This window comes from Salinivibrio sp. PR6 (assembly GCF_001995955.1).
GTDB lineage: Bacteria > Pseudomonadota > Gammaproteobacteria > Enterobacterales > Vibrionaceae > Salinivibrio > Salinivibrio siamensis.
The window spans coordinates 209828-235981 of the sequence record NZ_MUFA01000004.1; the positions used below are offsets into that span (position 1 = coordinate 209828).

24 protein-coding genes and 2 riboswitches are annotated in these 26154 nt (G+C 50.5%); of the genes, 12 read left to right on the top strand and 12 right to left on the bottom strand.

Annotated elements, in window-relative coordinates; genetic code table 11:
• Positions 1–80: 80 nt before the first annotated feature.
• On the bottom strand, positions 81–578 hold the full coding sequence (locus tag BZG72_RS04590; protein ID WP_077666200.1) for a GNAT family N-acetyltransferase: 498 nt from the start codon (positions 576–578) through the stop codon (positions 81–83).
• A gap of 289 nt (positions 579–867) precedes the next feature.
• On the opposite strand from BZG72_RS04590, the gene BZG72_RS04595 reads away from it, so the two are divergent.
• Positions 868–1728 (top strand): aldo/keto reductase, encoded by an 861-nt coding sequence (locus BZG72_RS04595; RefSeq protein ID WP_046073798.1) that lies wholly within the window; start codon positions 868–870, stop codon positions 1726–1728.
• A 285-nt stretch (positions 1729–2013) separates the two neighbouring features.
• Here BZG72_RS04595 and BZG72_RS04600 read toward each other — a convergent pair whose 3' ends face one another.
• Positions 2014–2511 (bottom strand): MarR family winged helix-turn-helix transcriptional regulator, encoded by a 498-nt coding sequence (locus BZG72_RS04600; RefSeq protein WP_046073151.1) that lies wholly within the window; start codon positions 2509–2511, stop codon positions 2014–2016.
• Between the two features lie 413 nt (positions 2512–2924).
• On the opposite strand from BZG72_RS04600, the gene BZG72_RS04605 reads away from it, so the two are divergent.
• From BZG72_RS04605 to BZG72_RS04625, 5 genes are all read left to right on the top strand, one after another.
• Positions 2925–4181 (top strand): imelysin family protein, encoded by a 1257-nt coding sequence (locus tag BZG72_RS04605; RefSeq protein ID WP_077577750.1) that lies wholly within the window; start codon positions 2925–2927, stop codon positions 4179–4181.
• A 60-nt stretch (positions 4182–4241) separates the two neighbouring features.
• On the top strand, positions 4242–5639 hold the full coding sequence (locus BZG72_RS04610; protein ID WP_077666201.1) for a di-heme oxidoreductase family protein: 1398 nt from the start codon (positions 4242–4244) through the stop codon (positions 5637–5639).
• A 25-nt stretch (positions 5640–5664) separates the two neighbouring features.
• The gene (locus BZG72_RS04615) at positions 5665–6678 is read left to right on the top strand and encodes an imelysin family protein (RefSeq protein ID WP_158075445.1); all 1014 of its coding nucleotides are present in this window, start codon (positions 5665–5667) and stop codon (positions 6676–6678) included.
• Entirely contained in the window at positions 6668–7765 is a 1098-nt protein-coding gene (locus BZG72_RS04620; RefSeq protein WP_077577753.1) for a DUF1513 domain-containing protein, read from the top strand. The genes BZG72_RS04615 and BZG72_RS04620 overlap by 11 nt, the downstream gene beginning before the upstream one ends.
• Before the next feature lie 150 nt (positions 7766–7915).
• Positions 7916–9688: a L,D-transpeptidase family protein gene (locus BZG72_RS04625; protein WP_158075446.1), complete on the top strand. Its 1773-nt coding sequence runs from the start codon at positions 7916–7918 to the stop codon at positions 9686–9688.
• A 73-nt stretch (positions 9689–9761) separates the two neighbouring features.
• Here the strand turns inward: BZG72_RS04625 and BZG72_RS04630 are convergent, their stop codons facing one another.
• Entirely contained in the window at positions 9762–11510 is a 1749-nt protein-coding gene (locus BZG72_RS04630) for a GNAT family N-acyltransferase (RefSeq protein WP_077666203.1), read from the bottom strand.
• Positions 11511–11720: 210 nt separating this feature from the next.
• Between BZG72_RS04630 and BZG72_RS04635 the strand changes: the two genes are divergently transcribed.
• A complete protein-coding gene (locus BZG72_RS04635; protein WP_046073157.1) occupies positions 11721–12365 on the top strand; it encodes an MBL fold metallo-hydrolase in 645 nt (214 codons plus the stop codon).
• A 55-nt stretch (positions 12366–12420) separates the two neighbouring features.
• Here the strand turns inward: BZG72_RS04635 and BZG72_RS04640 are convergent, their stop codons facing one another.
• Positions 12421–13107: a DUF2982 domain-containing protein gene (locus BZG72_RS04640; protein ID WP_046073158.1), complete on the bottom strand. Its 687-nt coding sequence runs from the start codon at positions 13105–13107 to the stop codon at positions 12421–12423.
• Between the two features lie 263 nt (positions 13108–13370).
• Between BZG72_RS04640 and BZG72_RS04645 the strand changes: the two genes are divergently transcribed.
• Positions 13371–13736, top strand: coding sequence for a hypothetical protein (locus tag BZG72_RS04645; RefSeq protein WP_046073159.1), 366 nt, complete (start codon positions 13371–13373; stop codon positions 13734–13736).
• 292 nt (positions 13737–14028) lie between these two features.
• Complete coding sequence (locus tag BZG72_RS04650; protein ID WP_077666204.1) at positions 14029–14460, top strand: hypothetical protein; 432 nt, start codon at positions 14029–14031, stop codon at positions 14458–14460.
• Between the two features lie 35 nt (positions 14461–14495).
• Here BZG72_RS04650 and BZG72_RS04655 read toward each other — a convergent pair whose 3' ends face one another.
• Entirely contained in the window at positions 14496–14912 is a 417-nt protein-coding gene (locus BZG72_RS04655) for a hypothetical protein (protein ID WP_077666205.1), read from the bottom strand.
• A gap of 189 nt (positions 14913–15101) precedes the next feature.
• Here BZG72_RS04655 and BZG72_RS04660 point away from each other — a divergent pair, with 189 nt between their 5' ends.
• Positions 15102–15722: a thiopurine S-methyltransferase gene (locus tag BZG72_RS04660; protein WP_046073162.1), complete on the top strand. Its 621-nt coding sequence runs from the start codon at positions 15102–15104 to the stop codon at positions 15720–15722.
• 124 nt (positions 15723–15846) lie between these two features.
• On the opposite strand, the gene BZG72_RS04665 is transcribed toward BZG72_RS04660, so the two are convergent.
• The 6 genes from BZG72_RS04665 to BZG72_RS04690 all read right to left on the bottom strand — a co-directional run bounded on the left by BZG72_RS04665 (position 15847) and on the right by BZG72_RS04690 (position 21800).
• The gene (locus BZG72_RS04665; RefSeq protein ID WP_198535221.1) at positions 15847–16746 is read right to left on the bottom strand and encodes a DMT family transporter; all 900 of its coding nucleotides are present in this window, start codon (positions 16744–16746) and stop codon (positions 15847–15849) included.
• A 98-nt stretch (positions 16747–16844) separates the two neighbouring features.
• Positions 16845–17735 (bottom strand): cytidine deaminase, encoded by an 891-nt coding sequence (gene cdd / locus BZG72_RS04670; RefSeq protein WP_077666206.1) that lies wholly within the window; start codon positions 17733–17735, stop codon positions 16845–16847.
• A gap of 202 nt (positions 17736–17937) precedes the next feature.
• Positions 17938–18672: an ABC transporter substrate-binding protein gene (locus BZG72_RS04675; RefSeq protein WP_077666207.1), complete on the bottom strand. Its 735-nt coding sequence runs from the start codon at positions 18670–18672 to the stop codon at positions 17938–17940.
• Positions 18673–18763: 91 nt separating this feature from the next.
• Positions 18764–19267 carry a hypothetical protein gene (locus BZG72_RS04680; RefSeq protein WP_052707982.1) on the bottom strand — a complete coding sequence of 168 codons (504 nt, stop codon included), beginning with the start codon at positions 19265–19267 and terminating at the stop codon, positions 18764–18766.
• Positions 19268–19537: 270 nt separating this feature from the next.
• Complete coding sequence (gene sbcB / locus BZG72_RS04685) at positions 19538–20959, bottom strand: exodeoxyribonuclease I (protein WP_077666208.1); 1422 nt, start codon at positions 20957–20959, stop codon at positions 19538–19540.
• Between the two features lie 256 nt (positions 20960–21215).
• The gene (locus BZG72_RS04690; protein WP_077666209.1) at positions 21216–21800 is read right to left on the bottom strand and encodes an FMN-dependent NADH-azoreductase; all 585 of its coding nucleotides are present in this window, start codon (positions 21798–21800) and stop codon (positions 21216–21218) included.
• 323 nt (positions 21801–22123) lie between these two features.
• On the opposite strand from BZG72_RS04690, the gene BZG72_RS04695 reads away from it, so the two are divergent.
• Entirely contained in the window at positions 22124–22798 is a 675-nt protein-coding gene (locus BZG72_RS04695) for an HAD family hydrolase (protein WP_231637370.1), read from the top strand.
• A gap of 107 nt (positions 22799–22905) precedes the next feature.
• Here the strand turns inward: BZG72_RS04695 and BZG72_RS04700 are convergent, their stop codons facing one another.
• Entirely contained in the window at positions 22906–24324 is a 1419-nt protein-coding gene (locus tag BZG72_RS04700; RefSeq protein WP_077666210.1) for an alanine/glycine:cation symporter family protein, read from the bottom strand.
• An 81-nt stretch (positions 24325–24405) separates the two neighbouring features.
• A riboswitch (glycine riboswitch) is annotated at positions 24406–24483 on the bottom strand.
• Positions 24484–24486: 3 nt separating this feature from the next.
• Positions 24487–24574: riboswitch (glycine riboswitch) on the bottom strand.
• 259 nt (positions 24575–24833) lie between these two features.
• Here BZG72_RS04700 and BZG72_RS04705 point away from each other — a divergent pair.
• Entirely contained in the window at positions 24834–26000 is a 1167-nt protein-coding gene (locus BZG72_RS04705; protein ID WP_077666211.1) for a J domain-containing protein, read from the top strand.
• The last annotated feature ends 154 nt before the right edge of the window (positions 26001–26154 follow it).

Consider the following 26154-nt stretch of genomic DNA (forward strand, 5'->3'; position numbering starts at 1 on the left):
TCGTTATGACGGCATCAAATCAAGGCACCTTACTGGCGTAAAGTGGAGGTGGGGGCTTATTCGATAGGGAAATACCATGCTCAAACCGTTAGGTCGCACTCTAGCATTGCCACACTGTGGTATTGGCCAAATTTTTCACCGACATCATTTAGCTGTCCAACTTGTTGGAAGCCAAAGCGACGATGCAATGCCAATGACGCTGGGTTGGGTAGCGTGACGAGAGAATAGGCGCGGCGCAGGGCCTTATCGCGCATTCCGTCGAGCAAGGTTTGCATTAATGCCGAGCCAACCCCACGGCCACCGGCATCGGGGGCCGCATAAATGGTGATTTCTGAGGCGATGTGGAAAGCCTGCTTGGGATTGAACGGCGTATTGTAAGCAAAGCCAAGGATTTGTTGGTCTTGCTCTGCCACCCAGGCTTGATAGCAGGAGGACGGATCAAACTGAGCGAACCATTGTTCACGTTCAGCTAATTGCCATGGGCACAAGTCAAACGTAATGGCAGTGTGTGTAATGTAATAATTATAAATCGTATTGATCGCGTCACAATCACGCAATTCCATGCGTCGAATAAGCATTTTCGCTTCCTTTTCGCTTTTTTTGCGCGACATAAGATAACGAAGTTCACCGCATTCGCCAAGTGTTGGTGATAAATTAAACACTTATCGTACATTTAACACCCAAACAGTGCTGTCCTTTGCGCGAAAACAAACGAACGCACTGTTAGGCTAACAAAATGCTCGATAAGGCATTGAGGGTGGCGGGAGATAGGATTAGCATGATAGCTCCACTTCTCGGCATAAAGGATCCGTTTTGTCAGAGTTTAAAGCGACATCTATTTCTCCGGTCGGTCCGTTTTTCTCGCCCATGGTGCAAGGTTACTGGCGACTGGATGATTGGCAAATGACACCGCAGCAGCGTTTAAGCTTTCTTAAGGCGCATATCGATTTGGGGGTGACGACGGTCGACCATGCGGATATTTATGGTGACTACCGCTGTGAAACACTGTTTGGCCAAGCGCTGAAGCTTGATCCCAGCGTGAGGGACGATATCCAAGTGGTGTCGAAGTGCGATATCAAGTTGGTCAGTGAGGCGGCTCCAAACCGCAAAATCAACCATTACGATACCAGTTACCGGCATATTTTGGAGTCGGTAGATAACTCATTGTCTCGTTTGGGCGTGGAAAAACTGGATGTGTTACTGATCCACCGTCCTGACGCGTTGATGGATGCGGATGAAGTGGCTGAAGCATTCACCACGTTGCGTCATCATGGCAAGGTGGCTCACTTTGGCGTGTCTAACTTTACGCCTGCACAGTTCGACCTGCTTCAGTCTCGTTGGGATGAATCCTTGGTCACCAACCAAGTTGAAATCAACCCGCTACGTTTTGATGTGGTCCATGACGGGACCCTGGATCAGTTACAGCGCTTGCGTATTAAACCGATGGCGTGGTCTTGTCTTGCAGGCGGTGAGATGTTTAACGGCGAGTCTGAGCAGGCTGTGCGGGTACGTGATACCTTGCATGCTATTGGCGAAGAGCTCGGTGGTGCGACGATCGATCAGGTGATTTATGCTTGGGTGATGCGTCATCCGTCTCAACCTTTGCCGATCATTGGCTCGGGCAATATTGAACGTGTCAAAGCAGCCAAAGCGGCTTACGACCTCAAACTCACGCGCGAGCAATGGTATCGGATATGGGTAGCGTCAAAAGGACACAATGTACCTTAAATAACAGCGTGTAACCGACTGACTCTCAATCCATAAGGCGGCTATTAGCCGTCTTTTTTTGTTGATTGTCTGGGGACGGAATAGGGGCAATATGGCGCATTGATAACGGATGAGTGGAAACTGCTATACGGTAAATGGTGCGACTGGGTGTCGCATGCAGAGCCAGTGCATGACTGATGGCGACAAAAAGCGAACGTCCTTTGCTTTTAATACGCCACTTTCTTTTAATACGCCGTAGTAGGCAGGTGGACCGGTGGAGACATCCTGTTTACCCGCCGGAGACCATTATTTTTTTGCCTGGAATTGCGAATTATGTGAGGTGAGGGCAGACACTTCTAGCATCGGTGCCGCATCAATATCATCGGCGTTCATCATCGAAGAGATACGTTGTACCGATGACAACAATAACGATTGCTCCCACTCATCTAAACTTTGAAAGCGTGAAATAAAGTTTTCTTGTAGGGGCTTGGGTGCTTGTTCTAACGCCGCTTCCCCTTGCTCGGTCAAGTGGGCATGCACTTTACGCTTATCAAGCTCACTGCGAACACGCAAAATCAACCCGCGCTTTTCTAGACGATCAAGAATGGTCGTTGCCGTTGCCTGACTCATATTGGTATGGGTCGAGAGCTTACGAATGGTCACTTGGCCCAGCTCTTTAATCGCACGCATTAGGACAAGTTGGGGGCCAGTGATCCCGGATACTTTGTTAAGTTTTCGTGAATGCAGGTCTATTGCGCGGATGATTTGCCGCAGCGCAACCAGTACTTCTTCGTGTTTTTCCATTTACTCACCTCCACCAGAAAAAATCGCCAACGAAACTTACAATACCCGCGGTTGGAGTGCAAAGGCATCGAGAGAAAAATCGACTTTTTATGGTTTTTTTCACTATCAAATAATCAATGTGCTTTCAGTCTATTATAACCCTTAGAGTTCAAATTAAATCTAATTTATTGTTATTTTTAGCTGTTTCAGTGAGCAGGCGCAAAAAGTGCCACATAGTCATCAATTTAAGCAGTCAAGAGGTCGGATCAGCGTTGCAACAAGTTGCATTAAACCATGCTTAGAGTGTGGAGATCACAGCTTTGATAATAGCCTCAATTCTTTGTTGCATTTAGTAACATAATGCTTAGAATTCCTCGCATACAAACGATAATAGTTCTCATAACTGTTCATATCAAAGCGAAGGACAAAGTACTATGGAAATGACCCCTTTTAAGCGTAACCTTATCGCGCTTTCCTTATTTGCCGCACCTCTGGGTGTTAATGCGGCGACGCAAGAAGACGTTGTTGAACATTACGCTGATATCGCGCATGCGGTATTCGCAGACTCCCACGCGACAGCGGTCGCGCTCGATGAGGCTATTGAGGCTTTTACTGCCAGCCCCTCTCAAAAAACCTTTCAGGCAGCAAAAAAAGCATGGTTAGACGCGCGAGTCCCTTATCAGCAGTCAGAAGTGTTCCGTTTTGGCAACGCGATTGTTGATGATTGGGAAGGACAGCTGAACGCGTGGCCATTGGATGAAGGTTTGATTGATTATGTGGCAGACGGTTACCAAGCAGAGCTGGGGAATGCCGGTGCGACAGCAAACATTATTGCCAACCAGAGTATTCAAATTGGTGCGACCGATTTAGACGTGGCTGACATTACGCCAAAACTGTTGGCAAGCCTTAATGAGGTAGGCGGGTCAGAAGCCAACGTTGCTTCCGGTTATCATGCGATTGAATTTTTGCTGTGGGGGCAAGACTTAAATGGCACTAACCCAGGTGCGGGCGAGCGCCCATACTCTGACTTTGCTTACGGGGAAGACTGCACGAACGGCCACTGCGACCGTCGCCGTGAGTACTTGAAAGCGGCCGCCGATCTTTTGGTGGATGATTTAGCCTGGATGCGCGACCAGTGGGCGGAAGGTAATAAAGATAACTATCGCGCGACGCTGTTGGCGGATTCGAGCGAGAACGGTTTACGTAAGATGTTGTTTGGTATGGGGTCACTCTCGCTGGGTGAGTTGGCTGGCGAGCGCATGAAGGTGGCATTGGAAGCCAACTCGACCGAAGACGAACACGATTGTTTCTCTGATAATACCCACAATTCGCATTTTTATAACGAGCAAGGCATTTATAATGTCATGATGGGAACCTATCAGCGTGTTGATGGCAGCAAATTGACCGGGCCATCAGTGCTCGACTTGGTCAAAGACAAAGATACTGACGCAGCAAGCGCGATCAAGACAAGCTTTGACCAAGCGCGTGAGCAAGTCAAAACGCTGGTTGTGTCAGCGGAAGAAGACAATGTGCATTTTGATCAATTGATAGCGGCGGGCAACAATGACGGTAACCAACTCGTCAATGCATCCATTACCGCACTGGTTGACCAAACCAAACACATTGAGAAAGCCGCTCAGATCATCGGCATTGATAATCTCAACCCAGATACCGCGGACCATCAATTCTAATTGTCCGCTAATGATGTTAAGCCCCGTGCCGCGGGGCTTTTTGCTTTGTCAGGATACAACATGAAGTCCAAAGTCATTGTTTACCTCGGTGCAATCGGCATCAGTGCCTTGGTGAGCGCGTCAGCGGTTGCTTTTGAACGCACCTCTGGTGGCCGCACCACGGTGATTAAAGAAGGTGCCAACGCTTTCTCCCAACCTGCCGCTAACCTACCCATGAGCGAGCGCATCGACTTCAGTGTCGGGAACAGTTTTTTTCGTAATCCTTGGGTGAGCTCGCCGGCTTCAACCGATGCGCGTGATGGGCTTGGCCCTTTGTTCAATACCAATGGCTGTCAAAATTGTCATATTAAAGACGGCCGTGGGCATCCGCCTTCTCCTGGCGATACCAACGCCGTGTCTATGTTGGTGCGATTGAGTGTGCCGGCAATGAGCGAAGCAGAAAGGCAGAAATTGATCCAATATGGCAATATTCCCGAGCCAAATTATGGGGGTCAGTTGCAAGACTTTGCACTGCCAGGCGCGAAGCCAGAAGGAAAGGTCGCCATTACCTATTCTGCGGTCCCCGTGACCTTTGCCGATGGTGAGACTGTCACTCTGCGTCAGCCACATTTAACGATCACCGATCTTAATTATGGGCCGATGGCAGAAAATGTTCAGATGTCGGCGCGGATTGCGCCTCCGATGATTGGATTGGGGCTGTTGGAATCCATTCCTGCGGAAGACATTTACGCCTTGGCTGATCCTGATGATGCCAATGGCGATGGGATCTCAGGACGACCAAATCAAGTGTGGGATATCGAAAAACAACGCACTGCGCTTGGCCGGTTTGGTTGGAAAGCAGGGCTACCCACGGTTAACCAACAAAACGCCGCGGCCTTCAATGGCGATGTGGGATTAACCACCTCCATGTTTCCTCATCACAATTGTATGCCGTCACAGTCTGTGTGCGACGAGATGCCCAATGGTGGTGATCCAGAAGTCAGCGACAATATCCTCGGGTTTGTAGAGTTTTACGCCCGTCATTTGGCGGTGCCAGCACGTCGCAATATGCAGGATCCGGCAGTGAAAAAGGGACAAGATACCTTCGTTCAAGCCGGCTGCAATGCGTGTCATGTGGCGTCTTTTACCACTGCAAAGCGTCCAGCGCTTCAGGCGCTCAGCGAGCAACGTATTCACCCCTATACAGACTTGCTTTTGCATGACATGGGAGCGGGGCTAGCGGATCATCGTGGAGAGTTTATCGCCAACGGCAGAGAGTGGCGCACACCGCCTCTATGGGGCATTGGGTATACCAAAGAAGTGAATGCGGATGCCACCTATCTACACGATGGTCGCGCGCGTACCCTCATGGAAGCCATTTTATGGCATGATGGCGAAGCCGCCAGTGCGAAACAGCGTGTGCTGGCGATGCCGAAAGCTGAGCGTGACGCCTTGATCGCGTTTTTACGTTCATTATAACAACAATATGCTGGAGTCTTGTCGCATGCGTTTTCGACTCAATCCTATCGCCGCGCTCTCTCTGAGCGCCACGGTATTACTCGGTGGGTGTTTATCTCAAGCCGAGACTGGGCCTAATCACGGCCTATGGCAACTACAAAAGCAGCGAAGTGAGCAGTTCCTTTCTGCGACCACGGATCTGGCTAAGACCACGCAATCGGTCTGTACTCAGGGTACGCCCATTGATGATGCGCGCCAAGCGTGGAAGACGGTGATGGCCAATTGGATGCCGTTACAAGGGGTAGAAAAAGGGTCTGAGGACGCCTTGGCGCAAAGTTGGCGTATTCAGTTTTATCCTGACAAAAAAAATACCACAGGGCGAAAAATTAATGCCTTGCTGGCCAGTGATACACAGTGGACCGCGGAGGCATTGGCCGAGCAAAGTGTGGCCGTGCAAGGCGTCGGCGCGATGGAGTGGTTGCTTTATGATCAGCAAGCTGACTTAAGTCAACCGAAACACTGTGAAGTGGCGATGGCGGTCAGTGCTCGCTTGCAACAAACGGCATCTGCGCTCAATGCGGCTTGGCAGCAAAATCCTTGGCATGGCATGCCGCCTTCGATGGCGGTATCAGAAAAGCTCGGTGCGTTGACCCATCAGCTGGATTATGTGCTGAAGAAACTGTCTGGCCCTCTGGGTAAACCGGGCTTTCCTAACCCTTACCAAGGTGAAGCGTGGCGCTCACGGCACTCTCTCACATTGTTACGCCAAAGCATCAAAGCGATGCAAACCCAATATCACGCTGAGGGTGGCATTGAACAATCCCTCCGTGAGCGAGGTTATGATGAGGTCGCGGATCGTGTCAGCGAGCATTGGCAGTTGGCATATAACAGCGTGCCACAAGATGGCGAACCCTTATTTGACAGGCTAAATAGCGTCGCAGGGTATCGAGACATGCTCACCGTCTACAACAATCTAGAATATCTCAAGTTGGTGCTAGGCGGTCAGGTCGCGCAAGATTTAGGTATTATCGTCGGGTTTAATGCATCAGATGGAGACTAGTTTAAAGCGACGCCGTTTATTAAAAGCGGCACTGATGGGAGCGGCGCTGCCTACAGTGGTGAATGCGTTGAGTGGTTGTCGTGGCAACAGCACGTCAGCGCGTTGTGAGCTACTCGGCTGCGCGCTGAGCAGTGATGGAACGTTCGCGGTTGTCGGCGCTGACCGTATGGGACAGCCCGTCTTCCGTCTTCCTTTACCCGCGCGCGGTCATGGTGTCGCCGCCCAACGTCGAGAGGTTGGGACACTGGGTGTGGCCTTTGCGCGTCGGCCCGGTCATTTTATGCAGGTGTTTGATTATCAACGTGGCGTGACGTTGTCACAGGTAATGGCCAGCGCAGAACGCTACTTTTACGGCCATGGTGTGATTTCTGATGATGGTCAATGGTTATATACCACTGAAGGAAAACGTCAAACCAGCGAGGGCGTGGTCGGTGTTTATCGACTGAGCGAGCACGGCCAGGTGAAAAAAGTGCGTGAGATAAGCGGCTTTGGGATTGGTCCTCATGAAATCGCGCTGGCGGATGCGAACACACTGGTGGTGGGGGTCGGTGGCATGCATACCGATGGCCGCACCGTGCTAAACATCGATTCAATGTCACCGGCGTTGGTGTACATCGACATCGACACGGGTGAGGTGGTTGAGCGTGCTGAATTAGCCAATAAAAAGCTGAGTATTCGTCATTTGATGGTGTCAGATGAGGGCTATGTGGTGACGGGGCAGCAATACCATGGTCAGGATAATGCCCCCTTGGTGGCCATTCACCGTCGTGGTGAGCCGATGAAAATGCTCAATGCTACCCCTGAGCAATGGGCTCGATTTAACAACTATGTGGCGAGTATCGCGACACTCAATGGCTGGGTGGTGGCGACCTCACCCAGAGGCAATTGCTACGGTGTCTGGTCATTAGACACGAAAAAAATGATAGGTTTGCATCCATTAGTGGATGCCTCTGGTGCCAGTCGTGACGGTGATGTGATCAACTTAAGTTCAGGGGGCGGCAAAATGGTGACCCTTGATAGCGCACATCATCCCGATTATCAGATGACGCCAGTACGATGGGATAATCATTGGATAACGCTGGTGTAATGAAAGCATGGTAGCGTGAAAAGCGGTAGTCTGGAGAGGCTGCCGCTTTTTGTTTCATTGCGGGTTGGGGGGCGAGAAAAAATCAGGCGATGATTTTGTCGAGACGGGGGCAAAATTTGCCATAATTAAAGCATGGATGAGGAGGGGCGTATGGTGAGAAGGCACGGTGCCTGGTTGGCTAACCTTCTGATAGGATATTGTTTTTGGGTAAACCCCGTTGTGGCAAATGAGGCGATCGAGGCCGGTGGCATGCGATTTCTGGCACCATCCACCTCGGCGCATTCGGCCTCAGATCAAGCGGCGTCGGTTGAGCAAACCCTGTCGGCTGACGATCATCGTCAACGCGCCTATCAGTATGCGCGCGACTGGCTGGAGTCGGCCGCCCCCGATGCCACTGTTTTGGCCTATCCCTCAGCGCTGACTCAAGATTATCTCGATAATGGTTTTTCTTTGCTTTGGACCCAGGATGCAGCGCGGGACGAGCTTGCAACGCAAGTTAATGTGATTTCATTAGCCAGCTTCAGTCCGGAATTTGAGTGGCGCGCGTGGCAACTTCGCCAACTCCGCCAGCAGGGTAGCGACACCGCGTATGATATTTTTGCTACCGACACCGCGTATGCCTTGATGAGTTACCTGGATGCGGTGTCCGATAAAGGTATGCGTTGGTTTTTTGGCTCTTTGCATCACACGCCACTGCCCGAGCCCTCCGAGTCTCAGCGAGCGTCCTTTTTTCAAGCAGGTTTGGGGCCGGCGTTGCCCGCTTTTCTGCGCAAGCTTCGGCCTCAGCATCCGCAATATACCGCGCTGATTAAGCAGATTGTTCGCTTGCAACGTCAAGCCCGCTCAGTGTGGCCCAGCGTGACCAGCGATGGATTGATTTACCCTGACCAAGCGGTAGCGATCCCCTTGGCGCTCAACTTAGTTGATAATCTGCGGGTGCAGGGATATTGGGGGGACAGTCAACGGTTAGAGGCACTGGATGGTAAAACGGTGCAATATGGTGGCGATCTACTCGATGCCGTTAAACGGTTTCAGTCACAACACGGACTCAGTGTGGATGGCATCATTGGCCCGTCAACGTTGAAATGGCTTAATTTAGATGCGTCGGCGCGGATCCGGCTGCTGGCGCTTAATGCGGAGCGGTTACGGTTATGGCCCCAGCAACAACCGGATCGCATTGTGGTCAACATCCCGGATTATCGTATGCGCCTGTGGTCTAACGATCAGAATGTGTTCGAGAGCAAAGTGGTGGTCGGACGCCAATCTAGACGCACGCCCCTGTTCTCGTCACGACTCGACTCTGTGGTACTCAATCCAAGCTGGAATGTGCCTCGGAGCATAGTGCAAAAAGATATCTTGCCCAAGCTGGTTGATGGGCACGAGTATTTGTCTCAACATCAATATCGTATTTTGCCTAATTGGCAAAGTGACACCCAGATTGACCCTAGCTCGATTGATTGGCAAAAAGTGTCAGTCGACGGATTTCCCTACCGGCTTCAACAGGCACCAGGTCGAGGCAACGCCCTCGGAAAATACAAATTCAACACGCCCAATCGTAATGCTATCTACTTGCATGATACGCCAGCGCAAAGTTTATTCAGCCGGTCACGGCGTGCATTTAGCTCCGGCTGTATCCGTGTCGAGCAAGCGGAGCAACTGGCGGACTTATTATTGGATTTATCGGGTAAGCAGCTGACCGACTACCAGTACTATATTGATAAAACCCAGACCAAGTGGGTACCGCTCAAAAAACGTTTAGCGGTACAGACCATTTACCAGACGGCTTGGGTCACTGATGAAGGGGAATTGGCCTTTCGTGATGACGTGTATGCCTATGATGTCCCTGCAAAACGTAAGATCACCACACAAGAGCCTAGTTATTTAACCCAGCAGCGTCATTCTGTGCAGATGCAAGCGCAATAGTCACTAGGAAGCCGCGTATAACCGCGGCTCTCTCTTCATGTCGGTATAGGCGAGTCACGCCATTGTCGTTAGCTCAACGAGATGTATCAGCGTTAGGCTGGTGGCTCAGGTGAGGGGCAATGTAGCGTTGATAACGTTTGGGTTTTAAGCGCTTAAGATCGACCAAAACAAGACCATCAATACAATCGGCAAAGTCAGGATCCACGCCGAAGTCCAGGAACTGGACACCACCTGGTTCACATAACTCACTATACTGTTTGTACAAGGTCGGGATCCCGACGCCCAAGTGATCGAGTAGCATTTTAAGTTGTTTAAGGTCTTTGGCGTAATCGTTCCCGCAGAAGTGACCCAGAAGCTCACTTTCTTTACTGTCTGCCAGTTCAAAGGGGCGTTTAGAGCGTGCACACTCGCTCTCGCCAGTAAAGTAGGTACGGTAAAAGAAAATGAGCAATTCTTTAGCCGCCTGTGGCATGGCGTTGCTGATGGTGACTGGACCAAACAGATAACGGTATTGTGGCTTCTGCGCGAGCAGAGCGCCAATACCAAGCCATAAATAGTCCAAACTCCGTTTGCCCCAATATTTAGGTTGCACAAAACTACGTCCCAGCTCCAGCCCCTGTGCAAGATACGGCTGCATGCCTTGCTCAAAATCGAATAAGCTCGCGCTATAGATCCCATCAAGCCCTTGGGCGGTGAGCGTCGCTTGGGTGTCACATAAGCGGTAGGCGCCCACAATATCGAGTTCGGCAGGATCCCAAAGGACCAAATGCCAGTAGTGCTGATCATATTTATCGAGATCACGTCGCTGACCTGTGCCTTCTCCCACAGCACGAAAAGCGACTTCACGTAATCGTCCAATCTCGCGCATGACAGGGGAGTCTGCTTGATAGTCGAGTAAATAAATCAGTTTACCATCCGGTGTTTGTCCGAGTTGCTGGCCAGCATTGAGGGCTTGTTTAAGCGCTAAACGAGGCTCGGGAGAGGCGATGGCTGTCTCTGTGGGAAACAAGCCAGGCTTGCGTTTGGCAATACGATACAAGTGCTTATGGAATAACTTAACGCGTGTTTTGACGGGCAGGGAGGCAGTAGCACTGTAACTGTGGTGTGGGATTAATTCGCCGACGGTAAAAGCAATGGTATTGTTCTCTTGGCGAAACATTTCCTCGACGAGCAACAGGGTAGAGAGCGGCTTATATACCATGGATGCGCCATAAAAACGGGCTGAATTACGGCCCTGGACGTGAATCGGGAGAATGGGCGCTTTTGATTTGGTTGCCATGCGTAAAAAGCCAGGGTGCCAGGCGCCATCACGGATCCCGGTTGGCGCAACCCGTGACACTTCACCGGCGGGGAAAATGATGATTGCTCCGTCATTTTCCAGCCACTGAGTGATATTTTGTAGGTTCTGTTTCGGGGTATATCCCCCCATATTGTTGACGGGCAACAAGCAACCGTGGAGCGGTTTTACCTGCATCAATAAATCGTTGGCAATCACTTTGACGTCCGGTCGGACAGAGCGCACCAGTTTTAACAGCGCTAGTCCATCCAGCGAGCCGATAGGGTGATTGGCGATAATCACGACACGTCCTGATTCGGGAATCCGCTCTTTCTCGCGATCACTCACCCGATAGCTAAAGTTAAAGTAGTCGAGCACTTGCTCAACAAACTCAAACCCTTGCAGATGAGGATACCGCTCAGCAAAGGCTTGAAACTCCTGCTCATGAAGTAACCGTTTAAGGGTTTTACTGACGGGACGTTTTAGCCAGTCACGCTGTTCTAGTTGGGGATAATGAGACGATAGAACTTTATCAACATCTAACATAAGCAACCCTGCATGCAAAAATGCGCATCTGATTTATCCAGATATCCTGACGTTAGCCTAGATAGTAAAAGTGACACCTCCTTGGCAGCATAGTTGCAAACTGATGACAGCGTGGCATAGTGAGGCGCATATTGACGATTCAAAACCTGAGGGCGTGTCACGGATTACGTGTTATTGCGTCACTGAACAGACAAAGAGAAGGTTAACTCCATGGCGTTGCATTATGAAATTGTGCCAGTCACGGCATTTCAGCAAAATTGCTCCATTATTTGGTGCGACCAAACGCAACAGGCGGCTGTCGTGGATCCCGGTGGGGATATTGCTAAAATTCGCCAAGTCATTCATTCGCTCGAAGTGACGGTGACGAAAATCCTCCTAACGCATGGCCATTTAGATCATGTTGGCGGCACTGTTGAGCTTGCTAGCGCGTTGAATGTCCCTGTGGTGGGACCGCACAAGGAAGATGCTTTCTGGCTACAAGCGTTGCCGGCACAAGCCCAAATGTTTGGTTTCGCGCACGCTGAGCCGTTTGACCCTGATCAGTGGCTACAACAAGGTGACACCGTATCCGTAGGCAATAGTACGCTCTCGGTGTTGTTTGCCCCTGGACATACCCCTGGCCACATTGTGTTTGTCGATTTGGAAGGGCGAACCGCTTGGGTAGGAGATGTGCTATTTAACGGTGGTATCGGGCGAACTGATTTTCCCAAAGGGGATCACGCCACCTTGATCAACGCCATCAAACACACCTTGCTGCCGGTTGGGGATGATGTGACCTTTATCCCTGGCCATGGCCCTACATCGACCTTGGGTCACGAGCGGAAAACGAACCCCTTTTTAACGGGAGCGTTCTAACCTACCGTTGAGAACAGCCGGCCTTTTGCTGCTACCTGATGCTAAAGGCGGGTCTTTAATCATCACCGCTGGCAGCGGCCAAATAGCGCCGGGCGACGCCAACAAAGTCCTCGAGGGGTCTATCGAGCAAGTCTTCGCTGACAAACAAATCGTACCCGAGTAACTCTCTGGTATAGCGCATACGGTTTGCCAGCATGGCCATCAATCCTTTGTATAGCACGCCGTTGCTTCCCCGATACGGCGTGTCATCAAACATCATGTCTTCTAGCGGTTTACTGGGTTTATGGTCTCCACGCCGATACGCAGTGATGAGTAACGCGCGTTGCGTCATAATAATGTGGGTCACCATTCGCAAGCTGATACTGTCTAAGAGCGCATCGTAACGCTTAATTTTTATTCCAACCCATGGAAGCGGTTCACCTAACCCTTGCCGGTGGAGGTGCGGGATGCCAATGGCTTCAATGTTTCGCCACTTAAGCGCCCAGCCACCACGAAAACTATGGTGCTGTAAGTGCATAAATGACAATGAAAAAGAGAGCTGAACACGTTGAAGCAACTGGTTAACGGCATAAAAAATGGCAATTATGGCCGCCAAGCCCAATAAGCCCTGGCCAAGCGAGAGCGTCGGTTGGACGAGGAAAAAGCAGATCAAAAGAAACGCCACCGCCATGGCGGCTAACATGCTCCAGCGCGCCGCTTCAAATTGAGGAGGATAGATTTTGATCGTCTTTAAAGCATCCATGATCATCCATTCTTCGCAAGAGGTGGCAAAACCGCCCCGTCTTTTTTACAAACTACCCGTTAAATATACGCGCATAGTGTCTGATTAGTTTGCCTAAGAATCACTGGATTGGTARACATTTATCGCTGAATATCACGATCTTTGCGCCTATTAGGGGGCGGTTACCTACAAAAGTGGCTGGAAATTTGGTATAATACGCTCTTTGTTTTTCACCCGCTGCATTCAGCAAGCCTGAACGTAGTGCGTCGGAGTAGGATGATTGAATGAAAATCTCTCACAAGCGTAAGGTACAACTTAAACTCAACAAGCGTGTTAAGGCATCATCGCCAGCACGTCAGCGTCCGGTTAAATCAAAACCGGTTGCCGCTGCGAAACCAGCAGCAAAACCAGCCGCTAAGGCACCGGTGGCGAGCTCAGCCTCTTCATTGACGCCAAAGCAACAGCAAGTACTAGAGATTGTTCAAGCAAACCCTGACGGCATTAATCCAAAAGGGATTGGCCTTGCGGCTGGTCAAGAAGACACGAAAGCGGCTTCTTGGGCGACAGGTGCATTGAAAAAATTGACTGAAGAAGGCGCCGTTGAGCGTGTTCAAGTCGCCGCCAACAAGGTGATTTACAAAGCTTGTTGATCCCTTTGCGCATCCGCTTACGTGTTTGATGATGGTATTTGATACGTAAGCGGATGTTCACTCGACTCACCAATATTCTTGTCTGATTTTCTCCCCGCATTGTGATGCTAGGGTAAACAAACTTTTCTATTATCAACTATTTGTTTTTATTGTGTTAATAAAGTTTGTCTTTATTGCGCATTCCCTTAGCTAAAGCATGATCAAGCGCAAAATACTGTACGATCTTCCAGACATACGTTTAAAACTGCCTATAGTGGGAGTGTCTATTTCATTTTCTGTCTGGAGGTAAGCCATGGATGTGCTGTCAACCCAGCTGAAAGCGCCCACAGAAGTCGTTTTCGACTACACCCACTTTTTGTGTGAGAGTCAGCAACCAAACTGGACGTTTACCGATATTTTTCGCAGTTTATTACCCATCTTTACGACTGTGCTTGAACACCAAGCCAGTGATGGAGGGTCTCCGCTTTCTGCACAAGAGCAGCTATACCAGCAAGCCACTCGCGTGATGTCGGTGCGTAACACCGATACGGCCAATTTGGTGCAGCTGGCACGTCTTGCGCGTCAACAAGGCATTGAAGAGCTAACGATTTTAATGCCTTATGCCCTTGAATATCGACAAATGGAGGCGATTAGCCAGCAAACCGATGCGCAAATTGAGTACAGCAATGAGAACCGTGAATGGGTTCGCCTAACGCTACCCTCAGGTCTCAACTCTCAACCCTAACCAGCCATGCTCCCAACTTATTGATACTGCGTGAATTAATGACGCTGGATAAAGGCGGGATTGACGCGCGCGATCCCTTGTTTGTTTTGCTCACAGTAATTGAACGGCTCGTCTGTTGGGGTAAACGCGATAATGGCACATGAGGTGTCAGCCGCTAACGCCGCATCAATAAGCGCTTCATCATCGTACCCTGCTTGGCGATGGACCACGCGTACCTGATTCGCATTAATGCCCCAGAGGCTAAGCTGTGCCGCATTTAAAGCGCGAGGTGGATTAATGATCGTGACCCACTTGGGCTGGCGTGCTTGCAGTGCAATCGCGCGTAAGGTCGCTTGCCAGTGTGCGTTTACCTGTGTGGCGGCGGTAAAAGCAGCATGATAGCAAGATGATGGCGTGACACGCGCGGGAGACTGAACCTTAGCTTGATTTGACACATTAGACGTCACGTACATAAAACACCTGTATATATAATCAATACTGTATGCTTAAACAGTAATGTTTTGTGGCGTCACTCGCAAGTCACTTAGTGGCTAGTTTGTGATCAAGATCGATAATAGCGTCTAACGCGCCTGAGTCTCGACGTTAGTGAGTTTGGGGAAATAACTTGCTAAAATCACCGTTTTCATCACGTTGGAGAGAGCATGGAACAAGCGTTCTGGCATCAGCGCTGGGCTGAAAACCAAATAGGCTTTCATCGCGATACGGTACACCCGATGCTTATCCGCCACTGGTCATCACTGGCCCCACAAAGTGACGAAACGGTTTTGGTGCCCCTTTGCGGAAAGTCGATCGATCTCAACTGGCTTGCTGAAAAACATCAGCATGTTATTGGCGTCGAGCTTAGTGAGATCGCAGTGCGTGCCTTTTTCTCGGAAAACTTATATACCCCTCAGGTTTATCGCGCACCGTCAGGGCATATGCACTATTGTTTTGATGAACTGGAGCTGATCAATGGCGATTTCTTTACCGCGCGCCTGAGTCCTATGCCATTGATTTATGATCGCGCCGCCTTGGTGGCCATGCCGCCTGCTATGCGCGCGCAGTATGTCAGCCATATTCGAACCTTGCTGGCACCTGGAGGGCGTTTGCTGCTGATTACCTTATTTTATCCGCAAACGGATGACACGCCGCCATTTTCCATTGATGCGTCGGTGGTAGAAGAGGCGTTCCAAGGCTTAGACATCAGTTTGCTCGAGACACACACGGAACCCGACGGCGAGCGTGGTGAACAAGTGTGGTTAATCAAAGCAGCGGCGTCGTAGTGGCCGATGTGGGTGAGAATGTGTCAAGGGGCCATGACGGCCCCTTTTCTTTGACGTCGCACGCTCTTTGACGGCGTAAGCAGCCGTCTTAGTGGGCAAGAAAGCGTAGAAACTGGCAAACCGACTATGCGAGCTTATTTTGTGCCTGCGTGTATTGGCGTGATTCCCAGTGAGTAATAAAAAAGACCGCTGCAATAATAATACCTGCCCCTAACCACAGTCGGCCGGGTGGAACCCAACTAAACACCAGCCAACCAAAGAGGACGTTAAGAGGGAGTTTAGCGTGATCAAAAGGCTGCACAAAAGAGGCATCGGAAACAGCATATGCCTTGGCAATGGCCCACTGTGCGAGGGCGGTCAGTATGCCGGCGCCAAATAACATCCACCAAGCAGTGGATGTCTGAGGGAGCGTCCAATCAGGCACGGCGAGTAGCAAATTAAAGGGCGTGATCAACAAAAGTAGATATACCACCATGGTGGTGGGCGGGTCATAAGCGGATAAACGTTTCACCATCAGCGAGTAGGTGGCCCAGAAAAACGCCGCACCAACAGGCAATAACGTTGCCCAAGTGAACGCATTTGACCAAGGCTCGAGGATAATCATGGCGCCGCAAAACCCAGCGAGCGTCGCAAGACCGCGCGCGATCCCCACTCGCTCTCGTAAAAACAGCCCAGAGCCTACCGTTGCGAATAGCGGTGAGGTCATTAATAGCGCAATCCCTTGCCAAATGGGCACTGGGTAGGCCAGCGCCCACAGCCACAGTTGAATGCCAATCACGGAGATAAACACCCGCAGACAATGCTGACCAAGGTGTTGGGTTTTGAGTGCTTGACGGATCCCGAGTTGCTTCAACCAGGGGATCATCGCAACCAAGGCGATGGCGTATTGAATGAAGGCAACCGTGGTAGAGGGTAAGCCCATTTTAAAACTAACGTACTGAGACAGGCTGTTAACGAGGGCAAAACACAGGCCTGCGGTCAGCATCCAGGCTGCACCTTGGAGTGGATTATGAATCTGTTTCATTGCCGTGACTATCCGAAAAAAGACGCACGGATAGTAGCGCAAATCCGACCTCAGGGCGACCTGAAATCCCCTGAGGGCCGGACAAATAAGGAGGGCGCTTAGCGGGTTGAATACACTAAGGGAATATCTGGGTCAATGACATCCAGTGTTGCCTGGGTATCGGCAAGGTGACTGACTGTACTCGTTGCCATTTCGGCCAACGCAACAGAGCGAATGTCTGTCCAATGGTAGCCCGCCATATTGACCGCAATTAATGCAACCTGAAGAGGCGGAAGACTTGGGTTAAAAGCCGCATTCTCGGCATACATGCCAGAGAAAAATTCGCCATCATTGGTTTCAACCGCGGCCCCGCTATAGTTACCTGAGTAGGGCGCGTGACTGCGGTTAGCGGCGTCAGCGGCGGCTTTTAGCAATGGAATATCGATATCATCCGTTGATAATTGATTGGACTCGTCAGTCAATAAGCGAGAGTCAATCCCCAAATCGGCAGGACCAAACGGCTCGGGTAGATAGGTGTGCAAATCTTTCGGTTCGGATTGTGGCAGCTGGATGATCAAGGACTCAGCGCCATTGAGCTCATTCATGAACTGCCGACAGTGACCACATGGGCTGTAATTGATCGTAATATCGGTGAGGCGTTTTGCCCCTTTTGTCCAAGCATGGCTGATAGCGCATTGCTCGGCATGCACTGTCTGCCCTAGCTGCACCCCGGTGAATTCAATGTTTGCGCCTAAATACAGGGTGCCACTTTCATCACGGACAATAGCACCAACATTAAACTGAGAAATGGGGGTAACCGCATAGGCCGCCGCCAAAGGCAATAAAGCAAGACGCAGTGCGGCGCCGTTAAGGCCACTGGCGGATTCCATCTGCGCCACCTGCTCTGGTGTGAAGGTAGCACCAAAGTTTGCGTCATTTATCCAATCAGAGACAACGCTTTGTAGGGCGTCGGGTAATTGTGTCAGTGCGTCAGTTAGTGCGGTTCGCATAGCATCTCTTCTTTATCGTTAACGGGAGGACAGTGTAGAGAAGCCTTTTCAATAATTGTGTGAGTAATGTCACGCATGTTTTGCAAGAGCGGATTTGTTGCTGAAAGTTAGAGTGACATCAATATTTTTATGCCTCTTAATGTGGCCATCATGACGACGTGCGTAGGCAGACACGTCCGCGAGCCGAAAGACGGTTGATGCATTATGGCTGCCAATCGACATAGGGGCGATGTACCTTACGATACTCACGCGCGAGATCGCCCTGGTCACGCAAGCGAGTAATCAGTCGTGTGAGATACGCATCGATTTCTCGGCCCGCTTCGCCCTTAGGAATGATGAAGACATCGTGGAAGTCAGCAAAGTGTGCGCGTTTGATCATGGTTAAACCTAGCTCTTTAAGTGCCATGTCAGCTTCCTCTTGCGCCCAAACGAAACCATCAATTCTCCCCGCGGCCAAGCGCAATAAAGATTGTTTAATACTGTGCGAGCGTTGCACCTTAAAGGGCATATAGTAGGGGACGGCTTCAATGGTATAGCGCGAGGGGTTCGCCCACAGCGCTTTGACCGAGAGCGGGAGCGCTTTATTGGTGTAAAGGACATGTGTGACCTGGCCAAATGACACCTCGCTAAAGTCGAAAGGCAAGGTGGACACTTCCCGCGTCGGACGCACCGCGGGTAAACCAAAGTCGGCTCGCCCTTGTGCGACACTGTTTATCGCGCGATGAATAGGGAAAACCTCGATAATAATCTTGGTGCTAGGGTCTTGCGCATCAAGATAGCGGACGAAATCGACAAACGCGCCGCTACCATCCAAATTGATCAAGCTAGGTAGTTCGCCAAGGTGTGCGACATAGGTTTGTTCAATGGTGGCTCGGGTAGGGGTGGAGAGGCTGAGCAGCGTGATAAACAACAGAAGCGGTAAATAGCGGCGTGGCATTATCTCTCTCTCAGATTTTAAAGCCAATGGACAAAGCAAAAACGACGACCTAATACGACACGCCCGTGGCGCACCACGGGCATCAAACACGCTAAGCTTGAGTCAATAATGCTGTCATGCCAATAATGACCGCCGCTGCCGTGACCAGGATCGTGAGTGGTTTAGCGATACTAAACGACGACTCTTCAATGGTCGTTGAGTGCGTTAAAGACGGTGGAGGTGTCTGCGATGCAGCGTTTGCTGCTCGTCCTGGACGCTTGGCAAGTGTTTGCTGCGGAAGCGACACACGAAAACCAAATTCACCGACTACTTCAAAGGGAAGGCATTTTTTGCCGTTGCGGTAGGATTTGGCCATTAATGATGTCACCACACTTTGATGCTGGGCAAATGAGCTGTCGGGCAAGGCCACTTGTTTGAATAAGGTGCGGCTAGAGAGTACCTCTCCGGCATAGTAGCAAAGCATCTCGAGTAAACGAGACTCTTCGTAAGAGAGAACCGTCATCGTGTCATCGGCCCAATATAACGTACGGCTTTCTGGTTCAAAATCAACCTCGGGAAAGCGGTAACAGCGCGTATCTACTTTTGTTGTCATCATTGCCCACACTCCAAACAACATCCTTTTTAAAAGTGTGGACTCAAATCACAGAACTGCAACTGGTCAAGCTATCTTTTTTTTGGTAGGACAAAGTGGGCAGTGTGTCAGCATTGCTAGTTAATAACTTAAAAAACATGACGTTAAAAACAAAAGGCGACCAAACCTGTCCACCACCGCTACCTGATAGGTAGACTAAGGTCGGAGTGATGATCGGTCGCCTTACTGACCGGACGGTGTATTCGCGATACGTCTTTAGCAACCGTGTCAGTGTTAGCCAACCAGTGATTCCACATAGTGGTAAATCGCTTTTAAAACGCGAACTTTATCCTCCTCAGCTTGGTGCTGTTCAGCGAGATGCTGCAGGTTATCCATATAAGCAGGAAGGTGTGTTTCAAAGTAATCACGTCGATGCATAAACCATTTTTGCTGCTCGGCTTCGGTGAGTGTCCACGGGTAATTGCGCGCGCGATAACGGAATAACAGCGGCTTGATGCGCCAGTCATCAACGCTGAGATCCAGGGCTGCAAGATTCTCAGGATCGCGTGCACGGATGATGTCCATCGCACTGCGGTCGCTTTTCGAGAAAAAGCCCGCGTACAGGGCCGTATCCACGTCCTGATCGTTGAAAGGCTTGGCATCGGCAAACACGGCAACGAGCTTTTCGCGTAATTCTGGCGCGGCTTTCAATGCTTTTAGGTGTTGTAAGCACGCTTCGCGATCCACACCGAGTCGGGCAGCATCCTCTGGTCGTAATGTTTTTGCATCGGCGAGAACGGGGCATTTATTGATATGCACCAGTTTAAGTGGTGCCGGTAACTGTCCTTCCGTGAGGTCGTGGTGCGGGGTATACAGGCGCTCGCGTAACGTATCAGCGTCCAATTCAAACAAAGGGGCCGGGTCACGGGCCAGATCGACAGTAATCACGGCATTAGGGTTATCAGGATGCCAAGCAACGGGCACAATCCAGCTGGTGTTGCCTCGCTCGGTGCCGAACATGCCAGAGACATGCACGAGAGGCGTCATATTCACCACATCGATCAGGTGCTTGATTTTGTTTTTATTCCGATGTTTTAACAAATAATCAAATAGCCGTGGCTGTGCCGCCTTGACCTTTTTCGCCAGCTCTATGGTCGCGTGCACATCCGCCATCGCATCGTGTGCGTCGCTATGTTCTATACCATTGGCAACAGAAAGATTTTCTAGTTTAAAGCTGGGTTTACCGTTGTCATCGTGGGGCCATTCAATACCATCCGGACGCAGTGCGTAGCAGGCGCGCATTACATCGAGCAAATCCCAGCGCGAATTACCGTTTTGCCAACTCCATCCGTATGGGTCAAAAAAGTTGCGGTACAGCGTGTAGCGCGTGACTTCATCATCAAAGCGCACGTTGTTATACCCGACAATGCAGGTATTGGGTTGCGAGAAGGCTGTATGGATCTGCGCGACGAACTCCGGCTCGGATAAGCCTTTTTTCAGTGCCAGCTGCGGTGTAATCCCGGTGACCAAACAGGCTTCCGGAGCCGGTAAGTAGTCATTGGGTGGTTGGCAGTACAGGACTAAGGGTTCACCGATGACATTAAAGTCACTGTCGGTACGAACGCCAGCAAATTGGCAAGGCCTGTCTTTACCTGGATGGGTGCCGAATGTTTCAAAGTCGTAGAAAAAAAAGCTTGGCTGGTCGGCGTCTGTCACAATCGAATCCAACTTGGTCAATAAGAAAGCAGGCGCAAAATCCTGCGATAAACCAGTATGGTAACACTGGCATCGCGTATCACCAATCCTGAGCTAACCGGCGCAATATTGAAGCGCTGATACGTATAAAAACAGGCAGTCAGCAGTGAAGATCGATAATGAGAGCCTGCACGCAGGCAGGCTATCGTGATAAGGCAGGTGGAAAGGTCGGTTCGTTCACGTCGCGCGAACACCCAAAAGCATGCGTTATCCGCCGCTAAGACGCTAAGCGTTTCAGTGTTTGCTTGGCCTCATCAATGGCTTGGCTTGCAGTGTCTTCGCCCATTGCCAGCCCCTCGGCGTAAACAAACTCGACGTCGGTGATCCCAATAAAGCCAAGTACGGTCTGCATGTAACCCGTGATATGGTCGGTCGTGCCCCCTTTGTGCATCCCACCGCGTGTGGTGACCACAATGGCACGCTTGCCTTTCAGTAGACCTTCGGGACCATTTTCAGTGTAACGGAAAGTCACCCCCGCACGGGCAACGAGATCAATCCAAGCTTTGAGTTGCACGGGGATAGTGAAGTTGTACATAGGCGCAGCAATCACTAGGGTATCGCTTTGCTGAATTTCTTCAATCAACTGATCTGAGGCTTGCTGAACTTGCTGCTGGGCATCAGTGAGTTCACCTGTACCGCGTAGGCCGCCCACATTGTCCCCAGTGAGAACCGGCAATGGGGTAGAAGCAAGATCGCGCTCAATCAGCGTGTCTGGAGACAGCTCATCCACCACACTGTTAATCACAGCGTTTGAGCTCGAGTAGGGGCCAAGAATACTTGATTTCAGTACCAGCGCTTTCATGCGTCTCTCCTTACAGTTTATGGCGTTTTGCCCATGAGGTTGTTTTGTTGACTCGATGTAGTCTAGAGACTTTCACAATGAACACCAGCGTACAGATTCGTTAAACTTGTTCAAAATTTTTGTTGATGTCGCTGCACGTGGCGTGGTCAGTTGCGCTGCGTGAGCATGGGCGTATGATAGCGGCCGATAGTCGTTCAAAATGTAAAAATAATGTTATAATGCCCGTTGTGTTGGCTAGAGATCCAAGACAAAGAACGGCAAAGCGCCAGATCAAATCACAAGTCGGTCGCTTGTGGGACGCAACGGGGTTTGAGGAAATGCGCGTGAAAAATTTATTTATGTTAGACGTGGATGGCACGCTGGTCGATAGCTGCCAAATGGACCACGAGTGTTTTAGTCAAGCTGTTTATGAAGTCACCGGTTTAACGGTGCCGGATGATTGGGGTGGCTACACCAATGTCACCGATGCGGGGATCATTGAAGAGCTGATTGATAGTCATGATCTTCAGCGCGAAAAGATCATGTTGTTTCGAGAAATTAAGCGCGTGTTTACGCATAAACTGGCCAGCGCAATTGCTAACCACGGATTAAAGCCGTTGCCAGGTGCGGTAGCATTTATTGATGAGATGCGTCATATGCCGACCGTTGCCTTGGCGATAGCAACAGGAGGCTGGGAAGAGACCGCACGGATGAAGCTTAAAGCCGCTGGTTTTAATATTGACGGTATTGTTTTTTCTTCGTGTTCAGATGCGATGAGTCGTAGCGAAGTGATGGCATTGGCTGCGTTCCGTGCCAAACAAGATTACGGTGTCCATTTTGAGCGGCGCATTTATTTTGGTGATGGGGTGTGGGATAAACAAGCCACACAGTCGCTAAACTACGAATTTGTCGCCGTGGGCGATAAAGTCGAGCACGACGTAAGCGTGAGCAATTTTGTCAACCCGCGTGCGATTTTAGGCAAACTGGGTATTGATGAAGCGCAGCGTCAATACGCCTAATCGTTTTATGCGTAAACGCGAACAATAAGCAGAAAAGAAAAGCCGACGCGTCGACACGTCGGCTTTTTTATCCGCTGTTCAACTTCTTAGCGAGTCGCTAATCACTTTCACTGTGCATCAACAACGGCGTTGTTTTCTTGGCTCGGTACATTGGTTGCGCGAGTCCGGTTGTCTAGTGTGGCAAAGTAAGCTTGGGTTTCCGCAATGACCACCTTGCGCAGCAGCAATAAACCAATCAAGTTAGGAATCGCCATTAAGCCGTTGACGATATCGGCCAGTATCCAAATCGTATTCAATTGAATAAAGGCACCGGATGCAATTAAGCCGATAAAGAATAGTTTATAGATATAAATGGCTTTTTTGCCAAACAGGTACGCGACGCAGCGTTCGCCATAATAGTGCCATCCTAAAATGGTGGTAAAGGCAAAAAAGAGCAAGCCAATGTTCACCAGCACCGGACCAACACTGCTTTCCATCCCTACCGCAAACGCATGTGAGGTCATGGCGGCGCCTGCGAGCTCCCCAGACCAAGATTGCGTTAGGATCAAGGTCAGTCCTGTCATGGTACAAATCACCAGCGTATCGATAAAGGTGCCGGTCATTGATACTAAGCCTTGCTCAACACAGGAGTCCGTTTTTGCTGCGGCCGCGGCGATGGGCGCACTCCCGAGGCCAGATTCGTTAGAGAATACCCCACGTGCAATACCCGATTGAATCGCAAGCATCATGCCGGCACCCGCAAAGCCTCCGGTTGCGGCCATGCCGTTGAAAGCAGATTCAAACACCAGGCTGACTGCTTGTGGTAGTTGTTCGGCGTTTGCCACGAGGATCCACAAGCACGCGCTTACATAAAGCACTGCCATAACAGGCACAATCTTGGCGGCGACGGCGGAAATGGATTTGACGCCACCCAAGGTGACTGAGGCGACGAGCACGGTTAACAGGGCTGCAACAACGGCTGTTGGGATATTAAATAAGTGGGTCGCCGCGCTGCTAATCGCGTTCACTTGTGGGAAGGTGCCTATGCCAAAGCATGCCACTCCCAGTCCAAATAAAGCAAAGAGCTTGGCGAGAATGGGTTTACCGGCACCTTTAGAAAGGTACATCATGGGGCCACCAAGCATGTTGCCTTTATGGTCGACCTCACGGTATTTCACCGCGAGTAGACACTCGGCGTACTTAGTCGCCATGCCCAAAAAGGCGGCGAGCCACATCCAAAACAGTGCCCCTGGGCCCCCAAGAGAAATGGCGGTGGCCACGCCGATGATATTTCCGGTACCTATGGTTGCGGATAAGGCTGTACACAGTGCCGCAAACCCTGAAACATCCCCTTGGGTTTTGGCGTTCGACGGCTTAAAGATTTGCTTGAGCGCAAACGGCAGGCGACGGAGTTGGAGTAGCCCTAACCGTACTGTAAAAAAGAGCCCCGTACCGGTGAGTAGCAAAAGAAGCGGTGGCCCCCATATCCAGTCGTCAATGGTGGCTAGAAGTGTTTGTATATCTGGTAGTTGCGAAAAAAATGGCATTCATTCCCCCTTTAAACATCAAAGGAGGAGATAGACCACACTAATATTAACAAAAGTGCTACATATTGGGGTGGGTATCTCCTCTGTCCTTTTGCCTGAGAGTTTCACTTGAAAACAAGCTTGCTCCTTCGGCGCCCGAACTAACGGGTCTCTCCAGAGTCTCCTCCAACAGCAGTCCATACAATTAAGTGCCTGAAAGATTTACTTCTTCGGCGGATGGCGTCAGCCACCTCTCTCCTGCTGTCTTCATCGGAACGTCGTCATGACGGAAAGTATGATAGATCACAGAAATATGAATGCAATGCAAAAATCAGTGAATGGGGAATAATTCTTTCTTAATGGCAAAAAACACAAACTTTTAGTATTTCTTTCTAACAACAGAGATGTCGACGCATGCCTTCGCCGAGTTTGTTAACTTGAAAACAAGATGAAAGGGGTTAATTTTTTCCCACATTGGCCGATAAATTGGCTAATCTGGACAGGCAACGAGTAGGATAACGAGCAGCAGCATGACCACGTGGAACGAACTTTTAGGCGTGAACGCTGGCGACAATGCCGAGCAAATAAAACAGCGCTATAAGCGACTTTCTAGCCGCGTACATCCAGATAAAGGAGGCAGTACGGGGCTAATGCAGCTGGTCAGTGAAGCCTATCAAGCGGTTAAGTCAGGTAAAGGCGAGGGCAGTGCGCTGGGTCAGCCGCTAAGTGGTGCCAGTCAGGCAGCATTGCGCAGCCAAATTGCGCATCTACAAAAAGAACTGGCGGCGCTACAACAAGAAAATCGAACATTGAAGTCTCGCCAAGCCAATACTCAAATCCCCGCACACTTGACAGCCAAAATTGCCAAACTCGAATTTGATAATCGCCAATGGCGCGAGCAATACCAAAAGCTTGAGCGACAGCATCACTCATTGGAATCTCAGCATCACGCGTTACAGCGCGAGCAGGACCAACGTAAAAAAGACCTGGTACAGGTGAACCGTGAGTTAAAAGAAGCGCTATCGCGCGCAGAGCAATTGGAAACTGATCTCACTCGCAAAGCGACACCAGTGACATTAAAGCCAGCCAAACCTGGTTTATCTTGGCGCTGGGTGCTTGTGTCTTGGGCCATGATGGCGCTGCTGATAAGCCCATTGGGCCAATGGCAGCAATGGGTTGACCGCTTTTGGGGGCAAGATCAGGACCAGACCGCACAACGTGTACGTATTATCGACCCAGCGCCCTCAGAGTCTCAGCCCACGCAAGCGAATAATGAGCCTCAGCCTCAGGCGGCGCCTGCACCAGCGATACCCGTTGCCCCTATGATTCAGCTTAACCCTGACGCGAATCAGTGGCACATCAATCAATATGCAGAGACCGCACGGCCTTACTTGGCCTTACGCAGTGAGCAGGGGTCATATGTGGTCGCGAATTGTATGGGCGAGTTTTATATCTACCTTAATCAGGGCTATCAGCCGCTTCGTGTGCCACCAAACTTGGATTACGTAGCACAGCGTCAGCACTTTCATGTTTATGCCATTCCTTACGGGCAGGGGGCGTCGGTGGATAGTTGGCAGTTGGCACGTAAGGTACAAATACTCGAACACACCTTCGTTAGTGCTGACTTGGCGCCCAAACTCAGCGCTTTTGAACAATCCTGTCGACAAGTACCAGGTTTAACCGCGGTAAACTTATAAACAGTATCGTGACTAGGCACGCATCTCACATCGCTTTAATCATTGCCTCGCACGGAAATCGATAGCGAGATCGCAGACCGCGAGTGGACACGCTCAAGATATCAGAGCGGAAAACCGTGAAATAGCGTCTGATTTCACGCACATGTATTACACT

Excerpts from the sequence above, each read along its gene's own strand:
- BZG72_RS04600 (WP_046073151.1), bottom strand. The coding sequence starts at position 2,511 with ATGGAAAAACACGAAGAAGTACTGGTTGCGCTGCGGCAAATCATCCGC.
- BZG72_RS04605 (WP_077577750.1), top strand. The coding sequence starts at position 2,925 with ATGGAAATGACCCCTTTTAAGCGTAACCTTATCGCGCTTTCCTTATTT.
- BZG72_RS04700 (WP_077666210.1), bottom strand. The coding sequence starts at position 24,324 with ATGCCATTTTTTTCGCAACTACCAGATATACAAACACTTCTAGCCACC.
- BZG72_RS04610 (WP_077666201.1), top strand. The coding sequence starts at position 4,242 with ATGAAGTCCAAAGTCATTGTTTACCTCGGTGCAATCGGCATCAGTGCC.
- BZG72_RS04595 (WP_046073798.1), top strand. The coding sequence starts at position 868 with ATGGTGCAAGGTTACTGGCGACTGGATGATTGGCAAATGACACCGCAG.
- BZG72_RS04635 (WP_046073157.1), top strand. The coding sequence starts at position 11,721 with ATGGCGTTGCATTATGAAATTGTGCCAGTCACGGCATTTCAGCAAAAT.
- BZG72_RS04665 (WP_198535221.1), bottom strand. The coding sequence starts at position 16,746 with ATGAAACAGATTCATAATCCACTCCAAGGTGCAGCCTGGATGCTGACC.
- BZG72_RS04615 (WP_158075445.1), top strand. The coding sequence starts at position 5,665 with ATGCGTTTTCGACTCAATCCTATCGCCGCGCTCTCTCTGAGCGCCACG.
- BZG72_RS04655 (WP_077666205.1), bottom strand. The coding sequence starts at position 14,912 with ATGTACGTGACGTCTAATGTGTCAAATCAAGCTAAGGTTCAGTCTCCC.
- BZG72_RS04640 (WP_046073158.1), bottom strand. The coding sequence starts at position 13,107 with ATGGATGCTTTAAAGACGATCAAAATCTATCCTCCTCAATTTGAAGCG.
- BZG72_RS04705 (WP_077666211.1), top strand. The coding sequence starts at position 24,834 with ATGACCACGTGGAACGAACTTTTAGGCGTGAACGCTGGCGACAATGCC.
- BZG72_RS04590 (WP_077666200.1), bottom strand. The coding sequence starts at position 578 with ATGCTTATTCGACGCATGGAATTGCGTGATTGTGACGCGATCAATACG.
- BZG72_RS04630 (WP_077666203.1), bottom strand. The coding sequence starts at position 11,510 with ATGTTAGATGTTGATAAAGTTCTATCGTCTCATTATCCCCAACTAGAA.
- BZG72_RS04625 (WP_158075446.1), top strand. The coding sequence starts at position 7,916 with ATGGTGAGAAGGCACGGTGCCTGGTTGGCTAACCTTCTGATAGGATAT.
- cdd (WP_077666206.1), bottom strand. The coding sequence starts at position 17,735 with ATGCGAACCGCACTAACTGACGCACTGACACAATTACCCGACGCCCTA.
- BZG72_RS04645 (WP_046073159.1), top strand. The coding sequence starts at position 13,371 with ATGAAAATCTCTCACAAGCGTAAGGTACAACTTAAACTCAACAAGCGT.
- BZG72_RS04650 (WP_077666204.1), top strand. The coding sequence starts at position 14,029 with ATGGATGTGCTGTCAACCCAGCTGAAAGCGCCCACAGAAGTCGTTTTC.
- BZG72_RS04690 (WP_077666209.1), bottom strand. The coding sequence starts at position 21,800 with ATGAAAGCGCTGGTACTGAAATCAAGTATTCTTGGCCCCTACTCGAGC.
- BZG72_RS04680 (WP_052707982.1), bottom strand. The coding sequence starts at position 19,267 with ATGATGACAACAAAAGTAGATACGCGCTGTTACCGCTTTCCCGAGGTT.
- BZG72_RS04620 (WP_077577753.1), top strand. The coding sequence starts at position 6,668 with ATGGAGACTAGTTTAAAGCGACGCCGTTTATTAAAAGCGGCACTGATG.
- BZG72_RS04660 (WP_046073162.1), top strand. The coding sequence starts at position 15,102 with ATGGAACAAGCGTTCTGGCATCAGCGCTGGGCTGAAAACCAAATAGGC.
- BZG72_RS04675 (WP_077666207.1), bottom strand. The coding sequence starts at position 18,672 with ATGCCACGCCGCTATTTACCGCTTCTGTTGTTTATCACGCTGCTCAGC.